Here is an 11,695-nt window from a genome sequence, read left to right on the forward strand (position 1 = left end):
TGATAAAAAGTTTTTGGGTGTGTTTTATCTGCCATTGCTGTGATTTATGCTTGGTTGATATTGATACGACAAGGTGTGTCGACGATCCCAGTAACGTGATGTAACTGATAAATAAACACGTTACCCGATAATGGATAATCAACGAGTTGCTGTTGAGTCAGTTCAATGCGTGATGTTGTCACAATTAACCAATCTAAATTTGGGCCACCAATGGCGACACTAGAGGGTTGTACAGCAGGTAAGATTAACTTTTCGACGATATGACCATCTGGATGATAACGTACCACGCTATGATCGCCCCATTGGGCATTCCACATAAAGCCATGCGCATCAATAGTTGAACCATCAGGAAATACATGATCTTCGGTGGTCGCAAACAAGGTTTTATTCGTTAATGTTTTGTGTGTTGGGTTATAGCGATATTGATGGATGCAATGTTTTTCAGAGTCTGCGTGATACATAATGTTACCGTCAGGGCTCCAACACAAACCATTAGAGATCAAAATATCTTCAATGGTTTTATGGCATTCACCGTGGTTATCTATCCGGTACAAGTTGCCTTGTTGATGTTGATCATGACGGGTTTCAACCATGGTTCCCGCCCAAAAATGTCCACTGCGATCGGTGCGGCCATCATTAAAACGGTTACCTTTCTGTGCAACTTCAGGTTGGCTAAGCCATGTTAATGCATGTGTATCGAGATGATACAGTGCAAAACCTTGCTCAAAGGCGACAATTAACTGAAATGTTTGCTGTTCTGCTAAAAACGCAAAGCTGCCAATACGATAGGGTAAACTGTATTGATCGTGCAGCTGAGTCTCGACACTATATTTGTGAATTTTTCCTTGTATGATATCGATCCAATAAATGGCTTGTTGTTGTGGGTGCCATAAAGCATTTTCACCCAAATCATTTTCTGATGGGATAACCTGTATAAGCTCACCGATGCTCTGGGTTAGTGTATTATTCATCTGTCGAATGATGTGCGTGTTGGTACACAACATTAAATCCTGCCAATGTCGCGTCTGTAACATCCCATAATGTTGTGTTGATATTACAGTGATGTAATACTTCAACAAAACATTGGCTTAAGTGAGGTGGACCAATAATCGCCACTGATTCTAATTCTGTTAATTGCCACTCTTGCGCGCTCATCGCTGCGCGAACATCACTTCCAATCAATAGTCCTGATAAATACGCATGTGCTTGTTTAGTTGAGAAATCCTCAAAAAGCTGTTTACTGCGGACGCTATATAATCCGTGATAAAAATTATCGTTAGTAGATGACAAGATAAAATCAGCACCGTCAATAAATGCGCCAAAATCAAATTCTAAATCTGATACTTTTTCTTGGATCAATACGCTGTTAGATGACAATAGGTCATACAGTTCACCGGTTAGCGCTGTTTTGAATAAAATGACTTTACCTTCTTCAATGAGCACCCATTTAGTATGGGTTCCAGGCAAGCATACAAGATGTCGACCAACTAGATGCTGTGGAGCCATCGCAAGCCAGCCCAGTAAATGAAATTCTTCTCCACGCATCGAGTCATGGAGTTGGTTATAAAGCTGGCAACTTAATCCTGGGAATATGGTGACTTGATGACCTTGACTGTCAAAGCGCGCCCCTGCAGAGATCACCTCTTGGGGCGAAATAGGACAAGCAAGATATTGGGTTTCTTTCCAGCCAATGCTTGAACCTATTTGACCTATCATCAATATAGGTAGTTTTCCAAAACGATTAGCCCAAGGCGCAATACTGTCCATTAGTGTGGTTTCAAAATCAGTTTGAATTTTCTTCACGCCGACATTATTGGCTTGTTCAAGCACTATTAATGGTTTACCGACTTCGGCTAAACATAGATAAGCACGTAAATGGCTTGTGCCCCAATCGACAGCAATAAAATGTTGATTTTTAGCAAGCAAGCTAAGCTCTCCCACCGTCAATATTGATACACTGACCGGTGATCAATTCACTATTGTTTGAGGCTAAAAACAGGGCGAGTTTGGCAACATCTTGAGGGGTGATTCGGCGTTTTAATGCCATCGCATCAGTCCATTTTTGCTCTTCTTGTTCTGTTAGCCAGCTGGCCAGTTGCTTTTCGGTGGCGACCCAACCGGGCAAAATGGCATTGACACGAATACCAGATTCTCCAAACTCACGCGACAATGAGCGTGTCATACCAATTAAGCCTGCTTTTGCTGTCACGTAGCCAGTCATTTGTTGTGAGCCTAATAACGCGGTGATTGAACTGAAATTAATAATGCTACCGGAATGCTGTTGCTTCATTAAAATATAAGCAGCTTGAGATGCAAAAAAAGCAGGGTCTAAATTAATTTGCATGCACTTATGCCAATCATGGGCTGAAATAGTTTCGACATCTTGGCGCGCATCATTAGCGACATTATTTATCAGTACGTCAAAACGGCCAAAGTGTTGACCAACATCTCTAATGGCTTGTTGTAATGATTCGGAATCGGTGGCATCGACAGCGCGAAACCAAATTGATGAAGCATCAATTTTGGCCATTTTGCTAAGTAGATTGGCTGCTGTTTTATGATCGATATCAATAAAAGCCACTTTAGCTTGTTGATGTATGAAGGCTTCGACCATAGATGCGCCAATACCACTGGCGCCGCCGGTAATAAAGATGACTTTGTCTTTCAAGTCTTGATATTGGGTTAACAAACTCACTTATAACGCTCCAAACCTACTTTTTATGATTATGGTTAACTAGCGGTATTTGTTGGATTTAATGATTAATCCGAAAAATAATGATGATTATTATGTCTATTTCTAACATTAACACCACTGAAAACAAAGTTATATCGTAATTGCGTTTAAATATGATATAACAGATTTATGTACTGAATATTGGACAGTAAAAGCATGAATAATTCTCCACGTCAAAATTTAACACATCAATTAACTCACGATTTGGGCATTGCCATTGTAAAAGGGGTTTACCCTGTTGGCGAAGGTTTACCCTCTGAAGCTGATTTGTGTATTGAATATGATGTTAGCCGTAGCTCAACGCGTGAAGCGGTAAAAATGCTGTCTGCAAAAGGCCTTATTTCATCTCGGCCTAAACAAGGCATTCGGGTGTTGCCTGAAAGCAATTGGAATATGTTTGATACCGACGTATTAAAATGGATTTTAAGCAGTAAACCGTCATTGTCTTTACTGAAAGAGTTTACTCAAGTGAGGGTTGCGCTAGAACCGCAAGCGGCGGCACTTGCAGCAATGAACGCATCTGATGAGCAATTAGCGTCTATCGAGAAGGCACTCGAACGTATGGTTGAAGCTGAACAAGGTTTAGATGACCCGTTAGAAGCTGATATTGCATTTCATACCAGCATCCTAATCGCCAGTGGTAACCGTTTTTTTGTGCAATTAACCGAGTTTATTGGTACCGCACTCAGGGTGAGCATTCGTTACACCAACAAGATAAAAGGCGTGCCGGGTGCGGATGTGAAAAAGCATGCCGAAATTTTTAATGCGATTAAAGCGCGCAATCCTGAATTATCTAAAGCCGCTGTTTCAATGATTTTAGATGAAGCACTTGAGCTGATTGAGTTGAAGTTGTAGTCGGTCGAAACAATCATAAAAAGAGCACCTAAAGGGTGCTCTTTTGCTTAATGGGGATAAATAATGCGCGCTATAAAGAGGCGCGCGATAAAGTATTATTTCACTTCATTTAACTCAAAAATCAACGACGTTTGTGGGAAGGTAATCGGCAACTGCATGCCAAAGGTCATTAATGCTTCACCACTAAAGGTTTGATTGTCTGTCATGGCTAATACAGACGGTGAGTAGAATGAAAATCCGGCCGGCCAAATTAGTGATAGTTGATAATCTCTGTCGGCATCTAATCCTGCAAAATGATATTTTGGCGGATTAGTTCGTTGGGTCTCTTTGACGCTGTTGTAAGCAAACAAAGCTTGGGTTTGGTTTGTATTAACAATACCAAAGTTGATTGAGTCGCCATCGCTGTTTAATCGTACCAACTTGCCACTGTGAATTAACTGACGATGCTGTTTGTGCAGTTTGATTATCTGCTGTAACTGCTCACGTTCATCATGGGTTAACTCTCGAGGATCCATTTCAATCCCCATGTGGCCAAAGAAAGCGACCGCGGCTCGCATGGCAATATTGATGTGTCGCCCGGTAATGTGGCAATCGCGCGGGCCAACATGCGCCCCCATCACTTCTGCTGGGAAAAAGAACGAACAACCACGTTGAATGGTGAGTCGATCTAATGCGTCATTTGAATCTGAAGTCCATACTCGATCAGTGTGTTGTAATACCCCGTAATCAACTCGCGCACCACCAGAGGAACAACTTTCAATTTCAATGTGTGGATGACTATCTTTAAGGCGCTTGATTAAAGCATAAGCGGCTTTAGTTTGTTGATGTACTGCCGGCTTACCCAATAAATTACCTGCATGATTGAGGTCGCGGTTCATGTCCCATTTTAGGTAGAGAATTTGTGGGTATTCAACCAAGATATCGTTAATCGCATTAAACAGATAGTCAGTCACGTCTGGGTTCGTCATGTCTAGCACTAGCTGTTTTCTAAATTGTAGCTGCTCGTTACCTTGGGTTTGCAGCGCCCATTCAGGGTGGTTGCGATATAAATCGCTGTCTGGATTAACCATTTCAGGTTCAAACCATAAACCAAATTCCATGCCCACGTTATTAACATGATCAATCAGTGGTTGCAGTCCGTCTGGGTAAATTTCACGATCAACAGTCCAGTCACCTAAACCGGCAAAGTCACCACGGCGACCTTTAAACCAGCCGTCATCGAGTACAAATCGTTCTGCGCCAATGTCAGCCGCTTGAGTCGCTAATGATTGTAAAACAGCAACATCATGGTCAAAGTAAATCCCTTCCCAAGTGTTGTAGTGCACTGGGCGTGGCTTTAGGCGTACCTTTTCAGTGATAAGTGATTGACGAACATACTGATGGAAGCAATGAGATAAGCCACTAAAACCATCATTAGAATAGGCTGTATATAACGTTGGGCTGATATAAGACTCGTTAGGCGCGAGTATCATTTCACCAGGCATTAATAATTCACCTAATTGGGCATAACTGCGGCCTTCTGCAAGTAACTCCGCTCGCATTTTATGGTTGCCACTCCAACCTAAATGAAAACCATAACACTCACCGCCTTGTTCATGGGTGAGTTTGTTGTGCATTACCATGCCTGGGAAATTGTCGTGTGAGGTTTTACCTTTACGGTTTTCACGCACAAAGCTGCCTAAGAAGGTATCAAAAGACTTGCGTTGGAATTCGTTCGACCAACGGCCTTCAAACGACATTACTTGGTCAATATGCAGAGGCATCGGAATGGTTGGCGCTGCACACCAATTCACATTAACTGAAGTTTGGCCTAAATTGGTTAATTCTGTTGTCGCACTGAGTACGTCACTGCGTGGGTTAAGTTGTAAGTGATGTTTAACGCTTAGCTGACGTAGCGTATCAACTGACTCGAAATACACTTCGTTTTCATTCGGTTGGTTCACTTGTGTTAGTGCACCACCAATTGACCATGCAATGTTGTTATCAAAAATTTCAATGCCAGGTGCACCGGTAAAACCTTCACCCATTAACGGCGATAATGAAATAGGCGCTTCAACAACAACTGAGCATTTAGCTTCTTGTCTGGTGCTTAACCGTTTCATCATGTCAAAGCTGGTCTTTTCAGATAACTTTTTACCAAAATACAAAATGGCAGGAGTCTTGTTTAAGCAATCAACGATCAAGCTAGTATGTTGGCCATTAAGCAAAACGAACTGGGGATGTGACATGATATTGTCCTTGATTGACGTTTTTGTGTTTATACACACTGATTAAGCATACATATTCGAATGTGTTGGATTGAGCCAGCAACATTCTGGAGTGTGTTAATGATGTATTCGGATTATTTTAAAATACTATATATCATATAAATACTAGGTTAGTATATTGATCGTCATTAAAAATTGGTTAAATAACCCCGTAATTTTGCTTGTGAAGGTAGGGTATAACCTTAACTATATCCTAGTATGAGCCAACGGTTTTACGCACTATATATTGGAGATTAACATGTTAGGAGTTTGCTACTACCCTGAGCATTGGCCTGAATCTATGTGGCAACAAGACGCAAAAGAAATGCGTCAGCTTGGATTACAGTATGTGCGTATTGGCGAGTTTGCGTGGTCTAGAATTGAGACCCGTGATGGCGAGTATTCTTTTGAGTGGCTGGATCGTGCCATTGAAACGTTAGCTAACGAAGGGCTGCAAGTGATTATGTGCACGCCAACGGCTACGCCTCCTAAATGGTTAATCGACAAATACCCAGACATTTTACCTGTCGATATTAAAACAGGTACTACCCGTGGCTTTGGTTCGCGCCGTCATTATGATTTTTCAAGTGATAACTACTTTCGTGAAGCAATGCGTATCTCTACCGTTATTGCACAACGCTATGGTCAACATCCTAGCATCTGTGGCTGGCAAACGGACAACGAGATTGCTTGTCACGATACTACTCACAGTGGCTCATTGGTGGCTAAGTCAGCATTTCAACAGTGGTGCAAAGCCTATTATCACAACGATATTGAAAAGCTCAATACTGCCTGGGGTAATGTTTTCTGGTCGATGGAATATCAAGATTTTGAACAAATCGAATTACCTATACTAGCGGTAACTGAAACCAATCCTGCTCATCAACTGGCTTACCGTCGTTTTAGTTCTGACCAAGTGGTGAAGTTTCATGATGCAATGGTTGAGATCATCCGTGCTCATGCGCCAAATCGTTTTGTAACCCATAACTTTATCCCGTTAGTCGATACTCAAGCCGATAACTTTGCATTAGCCAAAAACCTCGATTTTGTCAGTTACGACAATTACCCGCTCGGTCGTTCAGATATGTTTTTTAAACATATGCCAGCAGAACAATTTAAACCGTACATGCGTACCGGACACCCTGACTTTTCAAGTTACTCGTTTGACCAAAGCCGTGGTGTGAGTAATAAAAACTTTTGGGTAATGGAGCAGCAACCTGGTCCAGTAAATTGGGCGCATCACAACCCTCGTCCTGAAAAAGGCATGGTTAGACTGTGGTCATGGCAGGCGTTTGCCCACGGTGCAGATTGCGTGTGTTACTTCCGTTGGCGCCAAGTGCCATTTGCGCAAGAGCAAATGCATGCAGGCATTAAACGTAACGATAATTCGAAAGCTGCAGCTTGGGCTGAAGTTGAGCAAATGCGTGACGAGTTGGCCAAAGTCGATTTTACCATTAGCGATCCAGTACAAGCGAAAGTGGCTATCGTGACAGGTGCTAACAGTCAGTGGGTGACCGAGATTGAACGCCAAGGTGACAGTTACAATCATCAACGCGTTGAGTTTGCTTATTACTCGGCATTACGTCAGTTAGGGTTAGCTGTAGATTTTGTCTCTGTAGATCATGATTTGACACAGTATGCTTTAGTTGTCGCACCGTGTTTACCGATTGTGCCGCAAGCCTTTGTTGATAAATGTCAGCAAGCCAACGTACATTTGGTTATCGGTCCTCGCTCAGGCAGCAAAACGGATGAATTGTCATTAGTGCCTACGTTAGCACCGGGAGCATTCCAAGTTTTAGTTCCTGTAAGAGTATTATCAACTGAAACCATTCGTCCAGACTGCAGTGAAGTATTGCATTTTAATGGGATTGAGTTTGAAAGCCAGTGTTGGCGAGAAGAGCTAGAGCTCGGCGATGGTGTTGATGTGGTGGCGACGTATCATGATGGTAGTCCTGCTGTGGCTCGTCATCAAAATACTAGCTATGTAGCGACATTGACCTGTGATGGATTTTTACTCGAGTACTTTAAAATGCTTGCAGTAGAGTTAGGATTAACCACATTAGCGTTACCTAAAGATGTGCGTGTGGTTAAGCGTGGTCAGTATGCTTACTTGTTTAACTACGCCGGTTATCCGCAAACTGTACCAAGTGAGTTACAAGGGCAATACGTTTTAGGCAGTGCAAACCTTGCTGCTTACGATGTTGCTATCATTAAACTCGTATAGTGTAGCAACAAGTATATGTTAGTAAGATTATGGCCATCAATCTGGCCATAATCTTAGCTCACAAGCTGAATTGACTCTGTTGTTATCTCAGCTTGTTGCATCTTTTTCAACTCAATGTTTTTCCACACCTTGTCATGAAAGTAGAACACAACTGTATTAACGGCAGGTTCAAGCAGGGCAATGGTACCACCGATAATAATGCTACCGGTTAATAGGTAGGTAATCGTAAAAGCGACACTGAAGTGTAAAATGGCAAAGCTAATAGTCTTTTTCATGATGAATCCCCTGTTTGATTTGTTTAAATGATAACAGTTATCATTATCAAGTAAAGAGGGTTAATTCGATTATTGCAAATGAAAATTTCGATTACGTTTATTATTTTTAATCTTGAAACAAATAAAGACCCTAAGTAGGGTCTTTCATATAGTTAATCACATGAATAAATGCAGTCTATAACATCAGGTGTTGAGATTAGTAATGCCAAGGAAAACGTGAAAAGTCTTGATCTCGTTTTTCTAAAAAGGCATCGCGACCTTCTTGAGCTTCTTCACTCGCATAGGCTAAGCGTGTTGCTTCACCAGCAAACAGTTGCTGGCCTACTAAACCATCATCAGCCATATTGAAGCCATATTTAAGCATACGCATTGCAGTGGGGGATTTAGAGTTAATCTCTTTGGCCCAAGCTAAGGCTTCAGTTTCTAGTTCGGCATGTGGAATGGCACGATTTACCATACCCATGTTAAATGCCTCTTCTGCAGAGTAATTAAACCCAAGAAAGAAGATTTCGCGGGCTCGCTTCTGACCAATCATCTTGGCTAAATAAGCACTGCCATATCCGGAGTCAAAGCTACCTACATCAGGGTCGGTTTGCTTAAAAACAGCGTGTTCTTTTGACGCCAATGTTAAATCACAAACCACATGTAAACTATGTCCACCACCCACAGCCCAGCCAGGTACAACCGCAATGACCACTTTAGGCATGAAGCGGATCATTCGCTGCACTTCTAATATATGTAGGCGCCCCATTCGAGCTACATCAGGAGTACCTTCTTCAGCACCTTCATATTTATAGCCATCTTTACCACGAATACGCTGATCGCCACCTGCGCAAAATGAGTATTGACCTTTTGCTGATGGTCCATTTCCTGTAATAAGTACACAACCTACATCGGACCATTGTCTAGCGTGGTCTAGAGCCATATAGAGTTCATCTACTGTTTTAGGACGAAATGAGTTAAGGCAATCAGGCCTGTTTATTGCGATACGCACCGTGCCTTGGGATTTTGCCCGGTGGTAAGTGATGTCTTCAAAATTGAATCCTTCGACAAGATTCCATAACTCAGGGTCAAAGATGTCAGATACTGATTCAGTTTGTGATGGTGTCATAAAAAAACCTAGCCCCTATTGCAGATATTACACAAAGGCTAGGCTTATTTGATACTTAGGTCAATTCGTTAGCATAAAATCGTTAACGAGCACAAGTTATTAGATTTTATCGCAAATAAATTGCAAATTTTCTGTTGAAAAAACAGGGTGGCGAGCACTACTATGGCAGTATTCGATTTTAAACTCACTAATGGCTTCGTTACTGGTAAATACACCATCTAATTCACGAATTTCAATTGTCGATAAACGCTTATAAATTTCCTCTTTAACTTGTGGAATGTGCTTATCGATTTTAATGATTTTTGTACCCGTCATCGAATCAAGCTTTTTATCTGCCTTAGTAAACATCGTTTTAATGTCATTAATTGGCTTATCAAGCTTGTCTGTTTCTGTCGCGAAATAATAAATAATCCCCGCGATTATTGCTAATCCTATCCAGCCTCTCATCTTTTTATCCAATAATGTGTTATTACCTATATAATAAGCTAGTTATCGTTCAATATTAAAGCAGTAAGGCTGTAACATGACGACAGAATCCAACTCCAAGGACTTTTCCAAACAACAACGTATTCAAATCCATCAACCTGATGCTAGTAAAGCAGACAGCTTCAATCCGCGCAACCGTATTTACGTAAGAGCTGTCGATGGCTTATGGACAACCTTACGACGTTATATGGGTTGGATAGCTATGTTATTTTTCTTACTTCTTCCTTGGTTACCTTGGGGAGACCGTCAAGCCGTGTGGTTTAATCTTGCTGAGCAAAAGTTTCACGTCTTTGGTTTAACTATTTGGCCACAAGATCTCACCTTGCTTGCCGCACTCTTTATGATAGCCGCATTTGGGCTGTTTTTCGTTACCACTTATCTCGGTCGAGTGTGGTGTGGCTATACTTGCCCACAAACCGTGTGGACCTTCATCTTTATCTGGTTTGAAGAAAAGTTTGAAGGCGCGCGTAATAAACGTATCAAGCTTGACCAAATGCCGTGGAGTGTCAATAAACTCTGGCGTAAAACAGCAAAACATACTTCTTGGTTATTAATATCACTATTAACAGCCACTACCTTTGTATCCTATTTTGTTCCAAGTCGTGAACTCTATATTGACTTCTTTACCCTTAATGCTGGTGGCGGGATATATTTTTGGGTGGTTTTCTTCACTATTGCTACTTACGGTAATGCCGGATGGATGCGTGAGATCATGTGTATTCACATGTGTCCCTATGCCCGCTTCCAAGCTGCCATGTTTGATAAGAATACCTATATAGTAGGCTACGACACCCAACGCGGTGAAACCCGTGGTCCTCGTACACGTAAACAAGATCCTAAAGAGATGGGTTTAGGCGACTGTATTGACTGTGACTTGTGTGTACAAGTGTGCCCAACTGGAATCGATATTCGTAATGGTCTGCAATATGAATGTATTAACTGTGGTGCTTGTATCGATGCATGCGATAACACAATGGAACGCATGGGATACGACAAAGGGTTAATCAGTTACACAACAGAAAACAAACTTGATGGTGTGCAAGAAAAGGTATTGCGACCTAAGTTAGTGGGTTACGGTGTGGTACTCACGGTGATGATATTAATATTCATATATGCCAGCGCAACGATTGCACCTGTTCGTATGGATGTTATTAGAGATAGAAACTCACTTTATCGAGAAAACAACCAAGGCAATACAGAGAATACCTTTACGATTAAAATTCTCAATAAAACAGAACAGCCGCAAGAATATGAGCTAAGCGTCGAAGGATTGCCTAATGCCAGATGGATTGGCCCACAGCATGTATCGATAGAAGCTGGTGAAGTATTAACCTTACCAATTAGTATTGCTGTTGATCCTATTGAGTTGAAGAGAAGTATCACCAAAATCGATATCAAAATAACTGCGCAAATAGATGGCAGCCCAATAGAAATAAAACAGGAAACTCGATTCTTTGGTGATTAGAACTGAGTGAAATAGCCGAAAAAGGGACGGATAGTCCCTTTTTTGTTCTTTTCGATTGAAAAAGCACCTCTCGGTCATGTTTTTGCAATATTTAGCCTATCTATGCTTGCACAAATAATTAAGCTCCCTATAATGCGCAACCACTGACACGGCATACGTCGCTGGCAGGTTGTAAGGTTCAAATTGAAGTTTACAACGGCGAAAAGAAAGTTTGAAAAAACACTTGACGCCAACCCGGGAAAGCGTAGAATACGCACCCCAAGCCAACGACCTAGCGTCAACGGCCGCTGAATGAAAAG

10 protein-coding genes are annotated in these 11,695 nt (G+C 41.7%); 3 read left to right on the forward strand and 7 right to left on the reverse strand.

The window, feature by feature from the left end; genetic code table 11:
- Nucleotides 1-44: 44 nt before the first annotated feature.
- From HNW13_RS22350 to HNW13_RS22360, 3 genes are read right to left on the reverse strand one after another with little or no spacing between them, the layout of a single operon-like run.
- Nucleotides 45-971 (reverse strand): SMP-30/gluconolactonase/LRE family protein, encoded by a 927-nt coding sequence (locus HNW13_RS22350; protein WP_192116425.1) that lies wholly within the window; start codon nt 969-971, stop codon nt 45-47.
- Entirely contained in the window at nt 964-1,926 is a 963-nt protein-coding gene (locus HNW13_RS22355) for a 2-dehydro-3-deoxygalactonokinase (RefSeq protein ID WP_101087324.1), read from the reverse strand. Before HNW13_RS22355 ends, HNW13_RS22350 begins: the two co-directional genes overlap by 8 nt.
- A gap of 1 nt (nt 1,927) precedes the next feature.
- Complete coding sequence (locus HNW13_RS22360; RefSeq protein WP_254439841.1) at nt 1,928-2,695, reverse strand: SDR family oxidoreductase; 768 nt, start codon at nt 2,693-2,695, stop codon at nt 1,928-1,930.
- A gap of 195 nt (nt 2,696-2,890) precedes the next feature.
- Between HNW13_RS22360 and HNW13_RS22365 the strand changes: the two genes are divergently transcribed.
- Entirely contained in the window at nt 2,891-3,589 is a 699-nt protein-coding gene (locus tag HNW13_RS22365; protein WP_101087323.1) for a FadR/GntR family transcriptional regulator, read from the forward strand.
- Between the two features lie 95 nt (nt 3,590-3,684).
- On the opposite strand, the gene HNW13_RS22370 is transcribed toward HNW13_RS22365, so the two are convergent.
- Nucleotides 3,685-5,817: an alpha-galactosidase gene (locus HNW13_RS22370; RefSeq protein ID WP_192116424.1), complete on the reverse strand. Its 2,133-nt coding sequence runs from the start codon at nt 5,815-5,817 to the stop codon at nt 3,685-3,687.
- Nucleotides 5,818-6,094: 277 nt separating this feature from the next.
- Here HNW13_RS22370 and HNW13_RS22375 point away from each other — a divergent pair, with 277 nt between their 5' ends.
- On the forward strand, nt 6,095-8,059 hold the full coding sequence (locus tag HNW13_RS22375; protein ID WP_192116423.1) for a beta-galactosidase: 1,965 nt from the start codon (nt 6,095-6,097) through the stop codon (nt 8,057-8,059).
- 53 nt (nt 8,060-8,112) lie between these two features.
- Here HNW13_RS22375 and HNW13_RS22380 read toward each other — a convergent pair whose 3' ends face one another.
- The 3 genes from HNW13_RS22380 to HNW13_RS22390 form a co-directional block, all read right to left on the reverse strand.
- The gene (locus HNW13_RS22380; RefSeq protein WP_101087320.1) at nt 8,113-8,334 is read right to left on the reverse strand and encodes a DUF2061 domain-containing protein; all 222 of its coding nucleotides are present in this window, start codon (nt 8,332-8,334) and stop codon (nt 8,113-8,115) included.
- Nucleotides 8,335-8,530: 196 nt separating this feature from the next.
- Complete coding sequence (locus tag HNW13_RS22385) at nt 8,531-9,445, reverse strand: 1,4-dihydroxy-2-naphthoyl-CoA synthase (protein WP_101087319.1); 915 nt, start codon at nt 9,443-9,445, stop codon at nt 8,531-8,533.
- A gap of 99 nt (nt 9,446-9,544) precedes the next feature.
- Nucleotides 9,545-9,892: a hypothetical protein gene (locus HNW13_RS22390; protein ID WP_101087318.1), complete on the reverse strand. Its 348-nt coding sequence runs from the start codon at nt 9,890-9,892 to the stop codon at nt 9,545-9,547.
- Nucleotides 9,893-9,968: 76 nt separating this feature from the next.
- On the opposite strand from HNW13_RS22390, the gene ccoG reads away from it, so the two are divergent.
- Nucleotides 9,969-11,396, forward strand: a complete 1,428-nt coding sequence (ccoG, locus tag HNW13_RS22395) for a cytochrome c oxidase accessory protein CcoG (RefSeq protein WP_101087317.1) — start codon at nt 9,969-9,971, stop codon at nt 11,394-11,396.
- The last annotated feature ends 299 nt before the right edge of the window (nt 11,397-11,695 follow it).

Origin of the sequence: Shewanella sp. BF02_Schw, assembly GCF_014596695.2 — a bacterium.
Lineage (GTDB): Bacteria > Pseudomonadota > Gammaproteobacteria > Enterobacterales > Shewanellaceae > Shewanella.